General features: G+C 66.8%; 20 protein-coding genes. 5 read left to right on the top strand and 15 right to left on the bottom strand.

The window, feature by feature from the left end:
* Positions 1–166 precede the first annotated feature (166 nt).
* The 13 genes from asd to AC4BCK_RS14670 form a co-directional block, all read right to left on the bottom strand.
* A complete protein-coding gene (asd, locus tag AC4BCK_RS14730) occupies positions 167–1,309 on the bottom strand; it encodes an aspartate-semialdehyde dehydrogenase (RefSeq protein ID WP_174176795.1) in 1,143 nt (380 codons plus the stop codon).
* A gap of 135 nt (positions 1,310–1,444) precedes the next feature.
* Positions 1,445–1,846 carry a hypothetical protein gene (locus AC4BCK_RS14725; RefSeq protein ID WP_246256056.1) on the bottom strand — a complete coding sequence of 134 codons (402 nt, stop codon included), beginning with the start codon at positions 1,844–1,846 and terminating at the stop codon, positions 1,445–1,447.
* Between the two features lie 34 nt (positions 1,847–1,880).
* Positions 1,881–2,543, bottom strand: coding sequence for a hypothetical protein (locus tag AC4BCK_RS14720; protein WP_490566054.1), 663 nt, complete (start codon positions 2,541–2,543; stop codon positions 1,881–1,883).
* Between the two features lie 19 nt (positions 2,544–2,562).
* Entirely contained in the window at positions 2,563–3,543 is a 981-nt protein-coding gene (locus AC4BCK_RS14715; protein ID WP_174176790.1) for a WXG100 family type VII secretion target, read from the bottom strand.
* A 106-nt stretch (positions 3,544–3,649) separates the two neighbouring features.
* Positions 3,650–3,868 (bottom strand): NF038396 family protein, encoded by a 219-nt coding sequence (locus AC4BCK_RS14710; protein ID WP_174176788.1) that lies wholly within the window; start codon positions 3,866–3,868, stop codon positions 3,650–3,652.
* A 2-nt stretch (positions 3,869–3,870) separates the two neighbouring features.
* Complete coding sequence (locus tag AC4BCK_RS14705) at positions 3,871–4,455, bottom strand: dihydrofolate reductase (protein ID WP_363937059.1); 585 nt, start codon at positions 4,453–4,455, stop codon at positions 3,871–3,873.
* Complete coding sequence (locus tag AC4BCK_RS14700; protein WP_174176784.1) at positions 4,452–5,255, bottom strand: thymidylate synthase; 804 nt, start codon at positions 5,253–5,255, stop codon at positions 4,452–4,454. Before AC4BCK_RS14700 ends, AC4BCK_RS14705 begins: the two co-directional genes overlap by 4 nt.
* A 44-nt stretch (positions 5,256–5,299) precedes the next feature.
* A complete protein-coding gene (locus AC4BCK_RS14695; RefSeq protein ID WP_490566053.1) occupies positions 5,300–5,698 on the bottom strand; it encodes a GntR family transcriptional regulator in 399 nt (132 codons plus the stop codon).
* Entirely contained in the window at positions 5,695–7,326 is a 1,632-nt protein-coding gene (locus AC4BCK_RS14690; RefSeq protein WP_490566052.1) for a hypothetical protein, read from the bottom strand. Before AC4BCK_RS14690 ends, AC4BCK_RS14695 begins: the two co-directional genes overlap by 4 nt.
* Before the next feature lie 95 nt (positions 7,327–7,421).
* A complete protein-coding gene (locus AC4BCK_RS14685; protein WP_310109082.1) occupies positions 7,422–8,390 on the bottom strand; it encodes an NUDIX hydrolase in 969 nt (322 codons plus the stop codon).
* A gap of 11 nt (positions 8,391–8,401) precedes the next feature.
* Positions 8,402–10,651 carry an RNA degradosome polyphosphate kinase gene (locus AC4BCK_RS14680; protein ID WP_174176777.1) on the bottom strand — a complete coding sequence of 750 codons (2,250 nt, stop codon included), beginning with the start codon at positions 10,649–10,651 and terminating at the stop codon, positions 8,402–8,404.
* 131 nt (positions 10,652–10,782) lie between these two features.
* Positions 10,783–11,754: a mycothiol synthase gene (gene mshD, locus AC4BCK_RS14675; RefSeq protein WP_490566051.1), complete on the bottom strand. Its 972-nt coding sequence runs from the start codon at positions 11,752–11,754 to the stop codon at positions 10,783–10,785.
* A 33-nt stretch (positions 11,755–11,787) separates the two neighbouring features.
* A complete protein-coding gene (locus tag AC4BCK_RS14670; protein WP_066277942.1) occupies positions 11,788–12,486 on the bottom strand; it encodes a winged helix-turn-helix transcriptional regulator in 699 nt (232 codons plus the stop codon).
* A 339-nt stretch (positions 12,487–12,825) separates the two neighbouring features.
* On the opposite strand from AC4BCK_RS14670, the gene AC4BCK_RS14665 reads away from it, so the two are divergent.
* The 5 genes from AC4BCK_RS14665 (at position 12,826) to AC4BCK_RS14645 (ending at position 17,532) form a co-directional block, all read left to right on the top strand.
* Entirely contained in the window at positions 12,826–13,593 is a 768-nt protein-coding gene (locus tag AC4BCK_RS14665; protein ID WP_174176773.1) for a permease, read from the top strand.
* Between the two features lie 173 nt (positions 13,594–13,766).
* Positions 13,767–14,375: a nitrobindin family protein gene (locus AC4BCK_RS14660; RefSeq protein WP_104998656.1), complete on the top strand. Its 609-nt coding sequence runs from the start codon at positions 13,767–13,769 to the stop codon at positions 14,373–14,375.
* A gap of 98 nt (positions 14,376–14,473) precedes the next feature.
* Positions 14,474–15,559, top strand: a complete 1,086-nt coding sequence (gene ygfZ / locus AC4BCK_RS14655; RefSeq protein WP_400591164.1) for a CAF17-like 4Fe-4S cluster assembly/insertion protein YgfZ — start codon at positions 14,474–14,476, stop codon at positions 15,557–15,559.
* On the top strand, positions 15,556–15,960 hold the full coding sequence (locus AC4BCK_RS14650) for an ankyrin repeat domain-containing protein (RefSeq protein WP_174176769.1): 405 nt from the start codon (positions 15,556–15,558) through the stop codon (positions 15,958–15,960). Before ygfZ ends, AC4BCK_RS14650 begins: the two co-directional genes overlap by 4 nt.
* A gap of 60 nt (positions 15,961–16,020) precedes the next feature.
* The gene (locus AC4BCK_RS14645; protein WP_490566050.1) at positions 16,021–17,532 is read left to right on the top strand and encodes a DHA2 family efflux MFS transporter permease subunit; all 1,512 of its coding nucleotides are present in this window, start codon (positions 16,021–16,023) and stop codon (positions 17,530–17,532) included.
* Here the strand turns inward: AC4BCK_RS14645 and AC4BCK_RS14640 are convergent.
* A complete protein-coding gene (locus AC4BCK_RS14640; protein WP_490566049.1) occupies positions 17,494–18,210 on the bottom strand; it encodes a GNAT family N-acetyltransferase in 717 nt (238 codons plus the stop codon). The genes AC4BCK_RS14645 and AC4BCK_RS14640 overlap by 39 nt on opposite strands.
* A gap of 80 nt (positions 18,211–18,290) precedes the next feature.
* Positions 18,291–19,316, bottom strand: coding sequence for an ATP-dependent 6-phosphofructokinase (locus AC4BCK_RS14635; RefSeq protein ID WP_104184350.1), 1,026 nt, complete (start codon positions 19,314–19,316; stop codon positions 18,291–18,293).
* Between the last annotated feature and the right edge of the window lie 110 nt (positions 19,317–19,426).

The raw sequence follows: 19,426 nt of genomic DNA, 5'->3' as shown, positions 1-19,426 counted from the left end.
TTCACGAACGCTCTTTCACTTTCGCTGCTCAAGTGAGAGAGCGTCCCGGATTAACCCGCATCAAATGAGAGAGCGTCCGGGCCACGCAGAACGGCCCTGCCCCGCACGAACGGCTGGGCAGGACCGTTCGAGCGGGGCAGGGCCGCGGAAGCGCTGCCGAAACGGGTTACAGGTTCCCGGTGGCGATGTTGAGCATGCGGCGCAGCGGCTCGGCAGCGCCCCAGAGGAGCTGGTCGCCTACGGTGAAGGCGCTGATGTACTCCGGACCCATCTCCATCTTGCGGATGCGGCCCACGGGGATGTCCAGCGTGCCGGAGGCCGCCACCGGGGTCAGGTCCGCCATGGACGCTTCCTTGGTGTTGGGGACCACCTTGGCCCACTGGTTGTCCTCGGCCAGGAGCTTCTCGATCTCGGCGACCGGGAGGTCCTCGCGCAGCTTCAGCGTCAGGGCCTGGGAGTGCGACCGCATGGCGCCGATGCGGACGCAGAGGCCGTCCATGACCACGTGGTTGTCCTCGGAGGTGCCCAGGATCTTGTTGGTTTCGACCCCGGCCTTCCATTCCTCCTTGGACTGCCCGTTGCCCAGGTCCGCGTCGATCCAGGGGATCAGCGACCCCGCCAGCGGAACGCCGAACTGGGTGGCGTCGATGTCGGTGCGCTGGTGGGCCAGGACCTTGCGGTCGATGTCGAGGATGGCCGACGCCGGATCGTCCAGTTCCGTGCTGACCTCGGCGTTGAGCGTGCCGAACTGGCTGAGCAGCTCGCGCATGTGCCGTGCCCCGCCGCCGGAGGCCGCCTGGTAGGTCATGGAGGTGCCCCACTCCACGAGGTTGTTCTTGAACAGGCCGCCGAGGCCCATGAGCATGCAGGAGACGGTGCAGTTGCCGCCGATGAAGTCCTTGGTCCCGTTGACCAGGCCCTTGTCGATGACGTCCCTGTTAATGGGGTCCAGCACAATGATGGAGTCGTCGTTCATGCGCAGGGTGGAGGCGGCGTCGATCCAGAGGCCGTCCCAGCCGCGGCTGCGAAGCTCGGTGTGCACGCGCTTGGTGTAGTCCCCGCCCTGGGCGGTAACGATAATGGGCAGCTTCGCCAGGGTATCGACGTCGAACGCGTCCTCGAGCTTGCCGGCGCTGCCTCCTGCTGTTCCAGCGAAAGACGGCGCGGCACCTCCCGCGTTGGAGGTGGAGAAGAACACCGGGTTGATGTTGGCGAAGTCGCCCTCATCCTGCATGCGCTGCATGAGGACGGAACCGACCATGCCGCGCCATCCGACCAGGCCGACGGAAGGGGTAGCTGCTGTAGTCATTCGTACAGTTTAGACTTCCGTTCCGGCAGCGCGCAGTCGGTTACGTCACGTCGGAGGGCGGCTGCGGGGGTCTGAACGTACGACGACGGCACGCGGCTCACTGCCTGCAGGCCGTTGCGGGCGGCAGGCTGCCCGTTACCGGTCGAACTGCCTGGCCGTGGGTTCCGGTATTCCCCGTTCCACCCTCAGCCGTTTGGCCTTGGCGGCAACCCCCGCCATCCGTGCCGCGTAGAGGACGCCGGCGGCCCCGGCGGCTGTAAGGATCAAGGCTCCCCACAGGGGATCCTGGCCCCTGCTGGTGGGGCCGGCCACCAGCATGATCGAGAAAACCGCCAGGGCAGCGAAGAACACGGCCATCACGAGGAACCCTCCTGCGGACCGCACCTGCGGGTGGGAGCTGGCGGTGACCACGCCGAGTTCGTCCTTCGCATAGCTGTGGAGCGCGCCATCCACCGTACGGAGCAGCACGCGCTTTTCCCCGCGCGCCAGGGCCTGCTCATGAAAGGTACGGACCTGATCGTCGGGTGTGGGTGCCATGCCCGGAGTATTGCCCGGATTGCCGTTCTGCATGCTAGTCCTGTCGGATCGATCGGATGTGGTCCAACACCTGGTTGTCGGTGAGGCCCGGAAATTCCCGGATGGGTTCGGAAGGGGCATCAAGATGGCCGTAGCCCACGGTCCAGCCCTTTTCGCTGCGTTTGACCAGCAGTTGCTTGCCGTCGGAACTGTCGAGCAGGCGGATGGTGGCTCCGCCGTCGGGGTTGTCTTCCAGATGCTTGCGCACGACAAAGAAGTTGGCTTCTGCCGGTGTGGTGTCCGGCCGTTGCGCCATCGCGAACCAGCTGAGGTAGGCCCGCGGCTGCAGCAGGATCCGGTATTCGGGTGACTCGACGGACAGGACGTTGTCCACGGAACCGGGCGTGAGCAGATTGATCTGCACCAGCTTCTCCGCCCCCGTCAAGGCATGGGTGACTGCTGCCACCGGGCCCTCCACGGAAAGCTCCCTGTCCGCACCCACCGTGGCTGCACCGCGGGCCACCAGGGAGGACGCTCCCGCCGAGAGCAGGGAGGCGTCGTCGAGTTCGCCTTCCAGCCGGAGTGCCTTGGCAGAGGCTTCGGTGGCCGGTCCGCGCCGCAGGTTCAGGAGCACGAGGAGCTCGGCGAAGCCAAAACCGATCGCGTCCGGAAACCCTTGGCCGGCGCTTGAGGACCTGGCTGTGGTTGTTTCAGTCACTGGTTGTTCTCCTCAGTTCTCAGAAGCCAAAAAAGTCGCCGACGGCGTCCACACCGTCACTGATCGCGCCGCCAACTGCCTCGGCCCCATCGGCGATCTTATCCCCGACGTAGTTCACGGAATCATGGACGATGGGGACGTTGTCGTAGAGGGCAAGGGCGCCGCTGGCCACCATACACGCAGTGCCGGCCGGCGGCGGAAGGAACGAACCGGCGCCCAACAGGGCCTTGGTGGTGGAGTAGGCGGCGGAGCCGTAATCGCCTTCCTGGAAGTTGTTGAAGGCGTCCAGGCTGTCCAAACCAACGCCCACAACGCCCAAACCCTTGCTGAACCCGTCGAGGTACTTGAAGGCGTTGGAGCCCTCGGCGAGGTCCAGGACCTCGTGGAACTTGCCTTCGAACAGGCTGTTGGACATGTTGAAGAATTTGCTGAACTCGTTGGAGTTCTGGAAGGCCCGCCATGCTGCCGGATCAAGGAAATCAGAGATGCGGGACTTGTGCAGCATGGCGGCGATGTCGAAGAGGCCCGCGCGGAGGTTCGGGAACGCCTTGGTGAGGCCGTAGATGTCCCAGCCGTCGCGGAACGGGGAATCAGGGTCCGCGAGCCAGTCCGGTCCCCACGGATTTTCTGCTCCGGGGCGGCCTGTGCCCGGGCCGCCAACGCTGCCCGGCACGCCCGTGCTTTGCCCCCCGGATCCGCCGGTCCCGCCAGGCCCGCCGGCCCCGCCGGTGCTGCTCGCCTTGTCCTGTTCCTCGGCATTGGTGAGCAGGAGCTTTGATTCCTGCTTTAGGCGCGCCGCAGTCTTCTGCAGGAGTGCCCGGTGGCTGCCGTTCCAGTCCGAACGGAAGTGCTCGGCATCCTGGCCTTTCCAGGCCGGGGTGTTGTTGATCTGGCCGCTCAGCTGCGTGGACTGCTGCAGCAGCAGGTCAGCCGTCTTGCTGAACTGCCGTGCCAACGTGCGCAGCTGGTCAACATCGGCGCCCCATAAATTTCCTGCCACCAGGCATCCCCCAATCTTTTGAACAGCGGTCCCTGACGCTGCAGGCCCAGCCTAGTAACAAACCCGGGACGGGCGCGATGGGGTGGTCTCCCCATCGTCGCAGGCGCTACCTGCGGTCGGAGTCCTCCAGCACGGCGGCCCTGCGTGCACGCAGCGCGAAGAAGGCGCCGAACGCGAACACCTGCGTAACCACCACCAGCACGATGGCTCCTGCGATCTTGTTGCCGCCCAGGATCATGGTGAGCCCAACGATTGCGGATAGGAGGGCCAGGAGCGGGAGCAGCATGTAGCCCAGCACAAAGAGGGTTTCCGGTTTCTTCAACATTCCTAGCCCTCAGTCCTTGACCATTTGGTGAATCTGTAGCGCGTGCCGTTCTCTGCTGTCAGCCAGCCGTCCGGAGGGACGGAGGCGGCCGCCTCCCAACTGGTGCCAAGCTCGGGGGCGAATGTGTCGCCGTCGGCCTCCACATCGATGGTGGTGACCACCGCGACGTTGGCCAGCTCCGTTGACTGGCGGAAAATCTCGCCGCCGCCCAGGATCCAGACAGTGTCGCCGCCGTCCACGAACTGCGATTCCAGCAGTGCGTTGTCCAGGGAAGGAACCACGACGGCGCCCTCCGCCTCAGGTGTGTCGGCCCAGCTTTTCTGCCGGGTAATGACGATGTTGGTGCGTCCCGGCAGGGGCCGATACTTGTCCGGGAAGGACAGCCAGGTCTTCCGGCCCATGATGACCGGGTGCCCGGTGGTCAGCCGGGTGAAGTGCCTGAGGTCCTCGGGAAGGTGCCAGGGCATGTCCCCGTCCTTGCCGATGACGCCGTCCGGGGTCTGCGCCCAAATGAGGCCCACCCCGGTGATCGAGGCGGCTAGCTCTTCGGTGAAGGACTGGGGATCCGTGAAGTTTTCGGTGCTCATACGGCGATCGGAGCCTTGATCGTGGGGTGGTGCCGATAGCCCACCACCTCGAAGTCCTCGAGCGTGTAGTCGAAGATCGAGCCGGGCTTGCGGGTGATTTTCAGCTGCGGGTACTCGTAGGGCTCGCGTTCCAGCTGCTTGAGGACCTGATCCATGTGGTTTTCGTAGATGTGGACGTCCCCGCCGGTCCAGATGAACTCGCCGGGCTCCAGGCCCACCTGCTGCGCCACCATGCAAGTGAGCAGCGCGTAGGAGGCAATGTTGAACGGCACGCCCAGGAACATGTCCGCGGAGCGCTGGTACAGCTGGCAGGAGAGCTTGCCGTCCGCCACGTAGAACTGGAAGAAGGCGTGGCACGGGGGCAGTGCCATGTCCTGCAGTTCGGAGACATTCCAGGCGGACACCACGTGCCGGCGCGAGTCCGGGTTGGACCTGAGGTTCTCGATCAGCTCCGCGATCTGGTCTATGTGGCCGCCATCCGGGGTGGGCCAGCTGCGCCACTGGACGCCGTAGACCGGCCCGAGGTCGCCGTCGGCGTCGGCCCACTCGTTCCAGATGGTGACGCCCTGGTCCTGCATCCACTTCACGTTGGTCTCACCGCGCAGGAACCACAGGAGCTCCACGGCCACAGACTTGAAGTGGACCCGCTTGGTGGTGATCAGCGGGAAACCCTTGGCCAGGTCAAAGCGGATCTGGCGTCCAAAAACGCTGGTGGTTCCGGTGCCCGTGCGGTCCGATTTGTGCGTGCCGGAGGCCAGGACATCGCGCAGGAGGTCTTCATAAGGCGTTGGGATGCTCACGGCTCAAGTCTACTGGGACATCACCGGGCGGCTGCGTGCTTGCATTACGTTGCGCCCCTTCCCAGCTTGCCGCGCAACACATCCAGCAGGACTTCGTCGCTCAGGTGGGCTGCCCGGCCGGCGGCGATGTAATGGTCGACGGCGGCCTGCACCGCTGCGGGGACGGGCACAGTTCCCCGGCCGCCCGGCCTGCCGGTGGCCGGGGCGGCGACGACTGTCCCGCCCCGCCGCCGGGAATCCACCAGCCCGGCAGCCTCCAGTTCCTTGTAGGCCCGGGCAACGGTGCCCGCTGCGATGCCAAGGTCGGCCGCGAGGCTTCGAACCGTAGGCAGGCGGCTCCCGGGGGTGAGAGCACCCAACGCGATCAGGGAGCTGATTTGCGAGCGTATCTGTTCGTAGGGAGGGGTTGCGGAGCGCAGGTCCACGGTAATCCCGGCACTCATGTGGCCGGTTCCCTGGCAGGGTTGCGGCCGGAGGCGGGGGTGCGGGCGAAGCTGCGCACGGGAATCACGGCAATGACGATCCCCGCGGTGCACAACAGCCCGGCGGTGAAGGGGGCCGCGTCCCAGGCCCAGGCCCAGGAGGCAGGTTCCAGGTCGAGTCCCCGGCGTATGTCCGGCCCCGCTGACAGCAGCAGCACGCCGGCCTGCACCGTGAAACAGGCCGCGAGCGTCCGGACCACCCTGTGCACGGTGATGGCGCGGAGCGCGGCGTCCAGCCCGGGGACCGCCGTCGGAATGCCCTTCCGGCCTTTCGCGGCCGCCAGGGGGACAACTGCGAGGAGCGCCACTGCAGCACACGCCCACAGGGTGGGAGCCCACGTCGGCAGGATGCCAAGTTCCGGTTGGACGGAGGCAGTCACCACCACGGCTGCGGCCAGGACGGTGAGGGCTGCGATGCCGGTGGTGAGCAGGGCCGGGCTGACCGGCTGCCGCGGCCACTCCCGCGGCGCTTGGGGGGTTCCGTAGTTGCGCTGGATCAGCAGTTCCCCTGCGGCCGTGACCAGCAGGACGGGCGCTGCCGCCATCGCCACCACAAGGGCGGGATGCCCCGTCACGGCCGCTGGAATGACCACAGCCACCAGGACCGGGACGAATGCGGCAAGCCCCAGGGCTGCGCCGAGGGACATGGAAAGCCGGGCGGCGGGGTGGGAAGCCGCTGCCGGCTCACGGGGTTTAAGCCCGCTGCGGTCTGCCCGGACCGCGGGGAGCCTGGGCGGCGCCCACCGCCACATGGCAAGCAGGATTGCGAGGTTTACCGCGCCGGCCGCGTTGATCCACCCGCCGGCAACAAGGGAAGGGTCGGGCCTCGCTGCGTGGTTGCCCGCAATGGCCGCCAGGCCCGAGGCTATGGTGGCCACGGTCCGCAGCAACCTGTTCATGGCAATGGTCCTGAGGAGGTTGTTTTCCCCGGTGTCCAGCGCCTCCAGCTGGCGGCGCCGCGTGATCAGCACCAGCACCAGCCAGGTTCCCACTGCCAGGACAAGGAGGGCAGGGCCGAGGTAGGAAGCCAGTTCGATGCCGGGGACCCGGCCGTCGCCGCCATACGTCACATAGGTGTGGACGGGGTCGGGGCGGGAGCTGTAGGGGACCGGATCGTAGCCGGGAAGCGTCGCCATCCAGCCGATCTGCAGGGCGGTCCCTGCAAACACCGCAAGGACGGTCCAGGCGAGTGGCCGGGGCAGGAAGTCGCGGACACGCCGCACTTCCAGGTCCGCCTGGCGCCGCGGGAGCCGTGGGCCGGGATAACTCAGCTGGCCGATGGCGTGCACGGCAAGGCACCCGAGAACCGGCCAGGCCAGGGCGGGCACGATCGCTGAGCTGCTGATGAGTGGCTGGGAGTCCGGATTAACGTGCAGGATGCCCGCGTTTCCGGCCGGTTGGAGGGAACTGGCCAGCCATCCCATGACCCCCACCCAGAGTGCGTGCTGGGAGGCAGTGGCAGCGGACCCGCTGCCGGGTCCCCAGATGACCCACCGAAGCAGGAGGTAGCTGCCGGCCGCCAGCAGGAAGGGCCACACCACGGCCATGGGCGGAACATTGCTGAAAAGAGCTGCATCGGTAAACGGCACGTCATCCCCCAGAAGTGTGCATCAATGTACTAAGTCTTTGATACAAAGCCCTGGGGTCAAGCGCAGCGCCCCTCCTGGGGGTGTCCACTTGTTGGCTAGTCGTCAAACGGCTTGAACTGCTCCACCGCCACGATCCGCCGCTTACCGCCGGGAGCCACATGGCACACCACCAGTTCGCCGGGGGACAGGTAGGGCTCCTTCGCCGGCAGGAGTGCACGCAGGTGCTGCGGCATGTGCTCAGCGAGCTGCCCGAACACGGTGGGCAGTGCCGGGCGGTGCGTGCAGACCGCCACCGCACGCTGCTTGTCGAACAGGGCTTCAACGACGGCGGCCGTCTTCTTAGGGCTGCGGGCGTGCCGGTGCTCGGTCAGCGCCTCCGCGAGCTTCACCTTGGCACCAACCACCTTGGCGTAGGGTGCGACCGTTGCGGCGCACCGCAGCCACGGGCTGGTCACTACCCGAAGCGGCTTCCAGGCATGCAGGAGCCGGCTCACCGCCTGCGCCTGCCGTGTGCCCGTGGCGGCCAGCGGCCGATCGCCTTCGGCCTTGCTCCAGGAGGATCGCGGCTTTGCCTTGGCATGGCGAAGCACCAGGAGCGGCCACGTGTCCAGGTGCCCGCGCCTGTGGGCCTCCTCCAGGTACTGCAACGGCACGACGTCGGAGGGGTTGGACAGCAGCGCAGCAGCCTTTTCGGGGGCACACCACATGACGCTGTCCACCTCCTTGCCGTCGGGCAGCAGCCTCGCCCCGTTGGCTTTGACAGCCCAGTAATAGACCACTTTGAGGCCGGATGCCACGTGGTAGTGGATGGGCGGCAGCGGAATGCCCAGCTGGGCGGTGAGGCCGATTTCCTCCTGGACCTCCCGGACCGCGCACTCGGGGATGGTTTCGCCGTCGTCGATCTTGCCCTTGGGCCAGGACCAGTCGTCGTAGCGCGGCCGGTGGATCAGCAGGACCTCAAGCTTGTCCTTGACCACGCGCCACGGCACGGCGCCGGCAGCCGTAACGGCTACTGGTTCCCCCGGGTGGTCTGTCTGGTCTGCTACGAGTGCATCGCTCGACAAAACAGGAGCCCTTAACGCCGGCTCAGGCTGCGCTGCCGGGGGCGCGATGCCAGCAGCCAGGACTGGACATCCTCAAGGGGTTTGCCGTCGTCGGCGAGGTGGTGCCGGGTCCAGACGCCCTCATTGTCCAGGTGCCAGCTGGAGGTTTCCGGGGCCATGTAGCGCCGCAGCAGGTCAAGGACGTAGGTGATGTCGTCGGTGCTGGACAGCTGGACCAGGGCCTCCACCCTGCGGTCAAGGTTGCGGTGCATCATGTCCGCCGAGCCGATGTACACCACGGGATCCCCACCGTTGGCGAAGGCGAACACCCGGGAGTGCTCCAGGAACCTGCCCAGGATGGACCGGACGGTGATGTTGTCGCTGAGCCCGGGCACCCCGGGGCGTAGCGAGCAGATACCCCGGACCACCACGTCAACCTTTACTCCCGCCTGCGACGCGCGGTAGAGGGAATCGATGATGGCCTCATCCACCATGGAGTTGACCTTGATCTGCACACGGCCGGGGATTCCCGCGCGGGCATTGCGGATTTCGGTCTCAATCCGGTCGATCAGCCCTGAACGGACGGAACGCGGAGCCACCAGCAGTCTCTTGAACGTGGACTTGGGGGCGTAACCGGAGAGCTGGTTGAAGAGCTTGGACAGGTCCTCGCCCACCTGCTCGTTGGCGGTCAGGAGGCCCAGGTCCTCGTAGTAGCGGGCGGTGCGGGGATGGTAGTTACCGGTGCCGATGTGGCAGTACCGCCGCAGCCCGTCAACCTCCTGGCGCACCACGAGCGAGAGCTTGCAGTGCGTCTTGAGGCCAACAATGCCGTACACCACGTGCACGCCGGCCTGTTCCAGCTTCCGGGCCCAGGAGATGTTCGCCTGCTCGTCGAACCGGGCCTTGATCTCCACCAGGGCCAGGACCTGCTTGCCGGCCTCGGCTGCGTCGATAAGGGCGTCGACGATGGGGGAGTCGCCGGAGGTGCGGTACAGGGTCTGCTTGATGGCCTGCACCTTGGGATCGGCGGCGGCCTGTTCCAGGAACGCCTGGACCGACGTGGAAAACGAGTCATAGGGATGGTGGAGCAGGATGTCCCGGCGGCGCATGGCGGCGAACACGTTGGCGGCCTTGGACGTCTCAGACTCGTTCAGGTACCGCGACGTGTGCGGAACGTGCTTTGGGTAGTGAAGGTCGGCGCGGTCGATGCCGGCGATCACGGAGAGTCCCCTGAGGTCCAGGGGGGCCGGGACGGAATAGACCTCGGATTCCTCGACGCCGAGCTCGCGGATCAGCAGCGCGCGGATGTTCGGGTTGATGTCGTTGGTGACCTCAAGCCGGACGGGCGGGCCGAAACGGCGCCGCAGGAGTTCCTTCTCGAGGGCTTGGAGGAGGTTTTCGGCGTCGTCCTCTTCCACCTCCACGTCCTCGTTCCGGGTGACGCGGAAGCTGTGGTGCTCCAGGACCTCCATCCCGGGGAACAGCTTGTCCAAGTGGACCGCGATGACTTCCTCAAGCGCAATAAAGCGCGCCACGCGTCCGGCCACCGCGCCGGCGCGCGGACCGTCGATGGACATCAGGCGCGGCAGCTGGTCCGGCACCTTGACGCGGGCAAAGAGCTCCTTGTCGCTCACAGGGTTGCGCACCACCACGGCAAGGTTCAGCGAGAGGCCGGAAATGTAGGGGAAGGGGTGCGCCGGGTCCACCGCCAGGGGCGTGAGGATGGGGAACACCTTCTCGCGGAAGATCACGCTCAGCTGTTCCTGCGCCGCGTCGTCCAGCTCGTCCCAGTGCATGAGGTGGATGTGTTCGTAGGCCAGCGCCGGACGGATCTGCTCGGCCCAGACCTGCGCATGACGCTGCTGGAGCCGGTGTGCTTCGCCGCTGATCCTCTCCAGCACCTCAACAGGGCTCAGGCCCGCGGGGGAGGGAACTGCGAGGCCCGTGGCGATGCGCCGTTTCAGGCCTGCCACCCGGACCATGAAGAACTCGTCCAGGTTCGAAGCAAAGATCGACAGGAAGCTGACGCGCTCCAGCAGGTGCAGCGTGGGGTCCTCCGCCAGTTCCAGGACACGGGAGTTGAAGCTGAGCCAGCTCAGTTCGCGGTCCAGGAACCGGTCCGGGCGGATGTCGCCCTCCGGCTGCAGGTTCGGCGCAAACTCCGGGATGTCGATGCGGTCCTGGGTGGCGCGCGAGGCGGGAACTTCCGAGGAGCCGAAGCGGGCGCGGACCGGCACTGCGACGTCCTGGGACGTGACTGCTCCGGAAGGTTCCGGGTTCATGGCATCTCCTTTACCTGGCGGTTGATGCTGGCGCTTCCGGCCTGCGCGGTTACTGCTTCAACCTTACAAGCAATCAGTGCGCTGAAGGCCGTGCATTTCCCGCCCGGGAACCCGTATGTCACGCTGCTGGACTAAACAGTTGCCACCTGTCCGTACATGACGTCCATGTCCCAGCGGGTGAAGCCCAGGCTCCGGTACAGCGCAACAGCAGCCGTGTTCTCCGCGTCGGTGTACAACATGACCGCGTGCAGCCCCAGGTCCTGGAGGTACCGGATGCCGGCAACCGTCAGGGCCTTGCCCAGTCCGATGCCCTGCGCTTCCGGCGCCACGCCCACTGCGTAGACCTCGCCGATGGCCGGGTGCGGGCCGTGCTTCGGATGGACCTTGGTCCAGTGGAAGCCCAGCAGCCGGCCCTGGCCGTCCTCGGCCAGGAGGAAACCCGAGGGGTCGAACCAGCCCTCGGCCATCCGGGCTTCGAGGTCGGCCCGGGTGAGGCTTCCCTGTTCAGGGTGGTGCGCAAAAGCGGCCCGGTTCACCGCCAGCCAGGCGTCCTCATCCTGGCCGGGCACGAAGGTCCGGAGGGACACGCCCTCCGGCAGGACGGCCCCGGGAAGGTCCGCCCCCGCCGTCGTCATCCTCATCTTCCACAGTTCGCGGACCGGGCCGAACCCATACCGGGCAGCCAGGTCCGCGGCGGCCTCATGGTTGCCGTGGGACCACGCCTTCAGCCCCTCCAGCCCGCGGCTGCCCTTGAGCGCACCCACCAGGCGGTCAGCCACGCCCTGGTTCCGGTAGCTGGGATGGACAGCGATCTCCAGCACGCCGGTGCCGTCGGGCTCCTCCACCACCACGGCGAATCCGGCCAGGTCCTGGCCGGTGGCGGGGTCGGAGTCCTCGTCCGGGGCATACAGGGCCAGGGTCAGGGGGGACTGCCCGGCCGATCCGCCGGTGCGCAAGGTCACCAGGGTCTGCTCCGAAATGGAGGGGTTGCCGTCGGATTCCTCCGCCGCGGCCAGGAGGTTCCGGCAGTCCTTCAGGAGTTGCTGGTCAACCGCGCCCCGTTCTGTACGGACGGGCCACTTTTCAGGATGCGCTGGAGTCATGAGGCAAGGCTATACGGGATGCCGCAAGGGCGCTCAGGCCTCGGTAAGCTCGTCTTCCTGCTGCCGCACCAGGGTAAGGCGGTAGCCCACGTTGCGCACGGTGCTGATGAGGTTCTCATGGTCGGCGCCGAGCTTCGCCCGCAGGCGCCTGACGTGGACGTCCACGGTGCGGGTGCCTCCGTAGTAGTCATAGCCCCACACCTCGGTGAGCAGCTGCTGCCGGGTGAAGACGCGGCCGGGGTGCTGCGCCAGGTACTTCAGCAGCTCGAATTCCTTGAAGGTCAGGTTCAGCGGTGCGCCGTTCACACGGGCGGTGTAGCTTGCCTCGTCGATGACGACGCCGGCTGCGCGGATCTCCGTCGGCGCGTCCTCATGGTCCGGGACGGCCCGGGCAACGGACAGCCTGATGCGGGCCTCCACCTCGGCGGGGCCTGCCGAATCGAGCACGATGTCATCCACGGCCCAGGCGGAGGAAACGGCCGCCATACCGCCCTCGGTCAGGATCAGGACCAGGGGAGCGCTGAGGCCGGTGGCTTTGAGCAGCTGGGTGAGCGAACGGGCGCCCACCAGGTCTTTCCGGGCATCCAGCAGCACGATGTCGCAAGGATCAGTCTCCAGCAGGGCAGTGGGCTCGGCGGGAAGGATGTGGACCCGGTGGTTCAGCAGTTCCAGGGCAGGCAGGATGTCCACCGAAGAGCCAGTGCTGTTCGTCAAGAGCAGGATGTGCGACATTGTTCCTCCATGGGCCGTCCGCGCATCATTGGGCGACTGAACCGGGTTTTCACCGGCCGGTACTGGCTTCCTGCCTCCGGCACATGGCCAGCGGAAAAGGGCCGGCCTGCCACCTCAGCAGTGAGCTTAGCTGAGCTTTGAGTATACCCGCAGGCCTGTCCGGAGCCACGGATCCGGCCCGGATAAAGGGACGTTTTGCGACATATCCCGTTCATATAAGGCAGGATTGAGCCAGGGCCCCGACGCCCTCCACGAAGGGCGGCCCCGCCCTTCCCGGTCGACGCCAGGATGGGATTGCAGCGCAGTGAGTGCAGAAACTAAGTCCAGGCCGGGCCCCGCATGACCGCGGAGCTGCAGGCACCGGCGCGGTCGTTGGGCTCATGGACTATCGGCGTCGTGGGGATGGCCGGCCTCGCTGCAATCATCGCCGGCGTCTACACCTCCCGTGAAGTCCTCGTGGCCGTTGCTGTCGCCATGGCCGCCGCCGTCGGCATCGGGTGGCCGCACTTCCTTCGGATTCCCGCCAAGAAGACCCTGGCCGCCGTGATCGCCGTGCCAGGGGCCGGGGCAGCGGTTGCTGCCGGCCTGGCCCCTGCCCCCGGCTACCTGGACTGGACCCCGGCGTTCATTGCCCTGGGCATGATGGCCGTCTTCATCGTGCAGCTGCTCCGCGGTACAGGGCAGGCCCAGCGCCTGGAATCCACTTTGGGCTGCTGCGCAGGGGTTCTTCTCGCCTGCCTGGGTTCCGGCTGGATAGCCGGGGCACGGTTCAACGGCGTCCGGGAGATGCTACTGGTGGCGGCCATCAGCGCCGCAGTTGCGCTGCTGGCAGGCCTGATCCGCTGGCCGGACAGCGTCGTGGCGCCCCTGGGCATTGTGATGGCCGGCCTTGCGGGACCGCTCGCCGGGCTGGTGCTCTCGGACATCGCCGTCCTCCCAGCCGCCATCTTCGGCGTGGTGGTGGGCGCTGTGCTGGCGAGCTTCCGGCGGCTGGCCACCCTGCGGGGTGCGCCCCTGAACGTCCCCGCTGCGCTTAGCATGGGCCTTGCCCCTGTCTCGGCGGTGGGTTCCCTTGCCTACTTCATAGACAAACTCCTCATCTACTAACGCGTTAGGATGGCATCATGTCCGTACTTGCTTTTGAAATCTTCTTCCTTGTCCTGCTCGGCATCGCCAGCCTCGCCATGGCCTGGTTTGCCGGATTCGTGGTCTACCGCCTCTTCAAGGGCCAGAAGTAGACGCCTTTTTCCGGAGCTAGCCGATTTCCCGAGGTAGTCGCTGTGCCTATTGAGATTCCTACAGACCTGACTCCAGAACTCGTTCCGCTTTCCTGGCTCATTGGTGAGTGGGAGGGCCGCGGCCGCCTTGGCAGCGGTGACGAGGACTCGGAGCACTTCCTGCAGCACGTGTCCTTCACGCACAACGGCCTGCCGTACCTTCAGTACCGTGCGGAAAGCTGGCTGACGGACGACGACGGCACGCGCCTGCGGCCTCTCACTGTCGAGACAGGCTTTTGGGCGCTGGAGCGCAAACAGCTTGATGCTGACGGTGGCCCCGGCCTGATTCCCGCGGACATCGTTCCGGCGCTCAAGAGTGCGGACGAGGTGGAGGCCCTGCGCAACAGCGAGGGCGGGTTCGACATCTCGGTGTCCATCTCCCACCCCGGAGGCATTTCCGAGCTGTACTACGGGCAGATCAAAGGCCCGCAGATCCAGCTCACCACGGACATGGTGATGCGCGGGAGCCATTCCAAGGACTACAGCGCAGCCACCCGGATCTTCGGCCTGGTGGACGGCAACCTCCTGTGGCGCTGGGATGTTGCTGTAGGCGGCAAGGAAGGCAAGGGCCTGGAAGCGCATGCCTCGGCCTTCCTGAAAAAGGTTTCCTGACTCCTCCCGGTCCTTCGGCAAGAAATACGCAGGCGGCCCGGATCCACTCCGGCCTGAAAATCCGGAATACCGCCGAGCCCCAAGGACTTCTACTACATATGACTACTCCCAGCCCCCTGCTGTCGCGCCCTGGCGCCGTTGAGGCGGCCGGCGCGGACGCCGGCGTTGCCGCCCACTATGGTGAGCCTCTGCGCGAGCAGCGCGCCCTCGCGGCCGGAACCGCCGTCGTCGACCTTTCCCACCGCGGCGTTGTCACGGTAACCGGCCCGGACCGCCTGAGCTGGCTCAACACCCTTTCCTCGCAGCAGGTCGCCGGACTGCAGCCGAATGAATCCAGTGAACTCCTCCTCCTGAGCGTGCAGGGCAGGATTGATTTCGACGCCCGGGTCATTGACGACGGCGCCACCACGTGGCTGATCGTCGAAGCCGCAGAGGCGGCCCCGCTGGCAGAGTTCCTCAACAGGATGAAGTTCATGCTGCGGGTGGATATTGCCGATGTTTCCGCGGGCTGGGCCGTTGTCAGCAGCACGAAAGCTGTCCCGGAATGGTCCGGCCTGCTGGCCTGGCAGGACCCGTGGCCGCACGTGGGGGCCGGGGGCTACTCCTATGCGACCATCCCGGAGGCCAGCCACCCCGGGCTCGACCGCCCGTGGTTCGAATACCTCGTTCCGGCTGATGACCTGGAGAAGACGGTCGCGGGGCGTCCCCTTGCGGGCGTCCTTGCCGCGGAAGCGCTGCGCGTGGCAGCCTGGCGCCCCCGGATCGGGGCAGAAACGGACGACAAGACCATCCCGCACGAACTTGACCTGCTCCGGACCGCGGTGCACCTGGCCAAGGGCTGCTACAAGGGCCAGGAAACCATAGCGCGGGTCCACAACCTCGGCCACCCGCCCCGCCGCCTCGTGTTCCTCCAGCTGGACGGATCCCAGCACACCCTGCCGGAGGCCGGCAGCCCGGTCCTGGTGGGCGAACGCAAAGTGGGGACGGTGACGTCCGTGGCCCAGCATTACGAGATGGGCCCGGTTGCGCTGGCAGTCATAAAACGTTCGGTCGCCGCGGATGAAATACTGACGGTCCTGGACGGCGACGAGCCGTACCCTGCCGCCCAGGAACTCATCGTTGCCCCCGACGCCGGCCAGGTGGTGGGGCGCCAGACCGGATTCCTTAGGGGGCCACGACCATGACGGACAACGTTCAGCCCGGCCCAGGGCCCGACGACGACGCGCTGGCTTTGGCGCACACGCTCTTCCAGGCTGCCAGGGAGGGGGACACGGCGCTGCTCCGTGCCTACCTGGACGCGGGCGCTCCCGCCGCCCTGACCAATTCGGCAGGGGATTCCCTCCTCATGCTGGCCGCCTACCATGGCCACGCGGAAACCGTGCAGCTCATCCTGGAACACGGCGCCGAGCCCGGCACCGCCAACGACCGCGGCCAGACTCCGCTCGCGGGAGCGGCGTTCAAGGGCTACACCGATGTGGCCAGGGTCCTGCTGGATGCCGGCGCCGACCCCGATGCCGGAGCGCCGTCGGCCCGCGCCGCCGCCCAAATGTTCGCCCGCCAGGAGATCCTGGACCTCCTGGCCTAGGCGGGACCCAGCCGTTCACCCCGGTCCCGCCCGGCAGTAACCACCTGACGAAGGATGACCGTGGAAAACGTAGCAAAACCCTGGCCGGCCCTGTGGTCCCTGGTGATCGGGTTCTTTATGATCCTGATCGACACCACCATCGTGTCCGTGGCGAACCCGCGGATCATGGAGGGCCTGGACGCGGACATCAATTCGGTCATCTGGGTTACCAGCGCCTACCTTTTGGCCTATGCGGTCCCGCTGCTCATCACGGGCAGGCTGGGCGACCGCTTCGGCCCCAAAAAGCTGTACCTCTCAGGCCTGGTGGTCTTCACCCTGGCGTCGCTGTGGTGCGGGCTGTCCGGCGACGTGGAGACACTCATCGCGGCCCGCGTGCTGCAGGGGCTCGGCGCCGCCATGATGACGCCGCAGACCATGGCTGTCATCACCCGCATTTTTCCGCCGGACCGGCGGGGCGCGGCCATGGCCATCTGGGGTGCCACCGCCGGCATGGCCACCCTCGTGGGCCCCATCCTGGGCGGGGTCCTGGTGGACGGTCTCGGCTGGGAATGGATCTTCTTCATCAATGTCCCCATCGGCGTTGCCGGTTTTATCCTCGCCCTGCGCAACGTACCGGCCCTCAGCACCCACCCGCACCGGTTCGACATCCCCGGCGTGGTGCTGAGCGCCGTCGGACTTTTCCTCCTGGTGTTCGGCATCCAGGAAGGCGAAACCTACAACTGGGGCACCATTGCCGGGCCCGTGACGGTGTGGGGGCTTATCATCGCAGGCCTTGCCGTGCTGGCACTTTTTGTGGTCTGGCAGCGGTTCAACAAAGGCGAGCCGCTGCTGCCCCTGGCCCTCTTCCGGGACCGTAACTTCTCCCTGGCCAACACCGGAATCACCACCGTCGGCTTCACCGTGACCGCGTTCAGCCTGCCGCTCATCTTCTACTACCAGCTGGTCCGCGGCCTCACGCCCACCCAGTCCGCGCTGATGATGGTGCCCATGGCCCTGATCTCGGGCGGACTGGCGCCGGTGGTGGGGAAGGTCATCGACAGGGTCAACCCGAAGTTCATTACCGCAGCGGGCCTGGTGCTGATGGCCGTTGCCCTTGTATGGAACTCGGCCCTGATGCAGCCGGACACCCCCATCCTGCTGTTCCTCCTGCCCAGCGCCGTCCTGGGATTCGCGAACGCAGGCATCTGGGCTCCGCTCAGCACTACCGCCACCCGCAACCTTCCCCCGCGGCAGGCCGGGGCCGGGTCCGGCGTGTACAACACCACGCGGCAGATCGGCGCCGTGCTGGGCAGCGCCGCCATTGCGGTGCTGATCCAGGCCCGGCTGGCCGCGGAGCTTCCGGCCGGTGGCCCCGGCGGGGGAGCGGGCGAGGGAATGGCCCTGTCCGGAGGCCTCCCCGAGGCCCTTCACAGCGGATTTTCGACGGCGATGGGCCAGTCCATCCTGCTGCCTGCCGGGGTCATCCTGGTAGGCGCGGCGGTGGCGCTCTTCTTCGCCAAGCCGCAGCCGGTTCAGGGCTGGGGCGTGCCGGGGTCAGCCAAGGTGGACGCTGGTCTGGATTCCACCGGCTGACAAGCCGATCTTCCGGGCCAGCGCCAGGGAACCTGTATTGCTGACGTCCGTCCGCCACTGGAGGGTCAGGCCCGCCGCGAGGGCCTCGTGGGCGGCAATCGAGGCTGCCAGGGAGCCCAGTCCGCGCCGGCGCCATTCCGGGTCCACCAGGACGCCAAGATGCGCCAGCAGCCCTTCCCACTCCGAGTAGGCTCCGCAGGCCAGGGGCACCCGGCGCCCCTCCAGTTCATGGACGATCGTGTAACGGTTCTCCAGGTCTGAAAGGCCCACTTCGTTGACGTCGTCGGGCGGGCACCGGCCCCCAAGCTCGATCGCCTCGGCGTTGCCGTGCGAGACGGTCATTTCCTCCGGCGGCTGCCTGAGGGGCAGGTCGTCCGCAAAAAAGAGTGCGGCTGCCCCCAGCCCGTGCCCGCCGTGCGACCTGGTGAGGGTCAGCAGGGTGACGTGCTGCGCCATTTCCTCGTCGGGGATGTCCGCCGCGGTGTCGATGACCCACTGGGGACCCACCAGCGCCGAGCTGCCGAACAGCCGGACGAACTCGACGGTCCGCGCCGACTCGTCTGCGCGGACTATGCGTTCCCCGGAGGCCAGGGCGGAGCTGAAGGCGTCATCATCCAGCCCCAGGCGCCGGGCCCACGCAAGCTGGATGATGGCGGCCGAACCGGGGTCGAGTGTCATGCTCCCAGCCTAGGGCGGGCAACCGGTCCCGTTGGGCAGGACACATCGGCCGCAGCCACTCTTCAGGTATGCCGGATGGCTCAGCCGAACAGGACGGCAGCTTCGTCGTAGCGGTTCTGCGGGACGGTCTTCAGCTTGCCCAGGGCTTCCTGGAAGCCCACGTGCTCGATGTCCGTTCCCTTGAGCGCCACCATGGTGCCCCAGTAGCCCTCGACCACCGAGTCGATGGCCGCCATGCCCAGCCGGGTGGCCAGGACACGGTCGAAAGCGGACGGCACGCCGCCGCGCTGGATGTGGCCCAGGATGGTGGCACGGGTTTCAATGCCGGTCCGCGCTTCAAGCTCAGGGGCCAGCTGGTCCGCGATGCCGCCCAGGCGGGGCCGGCCGAAGGTATCCAGGCCGCGCTCGGAATGCGGGGTTTCCATGTGCTCGGGAACGAACCCCTCAGCCACGACCACCAGAGGCGCACGGCCACGGGCATGGGCCTCGTTCACCCACTCGGTGATCTGCTCGATGCTGACTTTCTGTTCCGGAATGAGGATGGCGTGGGCACCTGCAGCCATACCGGCGTGCAGGGCGATCCACCCGACGTGCCGGCCCATTACTTCGGCAATCATGCACCGGTGGTGCGACTCCCCGGTGGTCCGGAGCCGGTCGATGGCCTCGGTGGCGATCTGCACGGCGGTGTCGAAACCGAAGGTGTAGTCGGTGGCGTCGAGGTCGTTGTCAACGGTCTTGGGAACACCGACGATCTTCAGGCCGGCGTCGGTAAGCCGCTTGGCCGCTGCCAGCGTGCCCTCACCGCCGATCGCAATGATGGCATCGATGCCCAGGCGCTCCATGTGGGCCTTGATGACCTCGGGGCCGCCGCCGTTTTCGAACGGGTTGGTGCGGGAGGTACCCAGGATGGTGCCGCCCTGCTTGGCAATGCCGCGGACCATGGTCCGGGGGATGTCGATGATGTCGCCCTCAACAACGCCGCGCCAGCCGTCGAGGAAACCGACGAACTCGTGGCCGTGGATGGCAATTCCCTTGAGGACTGCTCCGCGGATCACCGCATTCAGTCCGGGGCAGTCGCCACCGCTGGTAAGGATTCCAATTTTCATGTCTCGCTCAAATCCTGGGGAGAGGGTTTACAGGCAGAGCGCCACGCTGAGCTCACATAGAGTCTAGTGCGGTGTGTGCGGTACGACACAAACTGGTTACACGAAGGGCC

The sequence above is a fragment of the Pseudarthrobacter sp. As-47 genome, from assembly GCF_058215595.1.
This window is presented reverse-complemented; position numbering and strand designations above follow the sequence as displayed.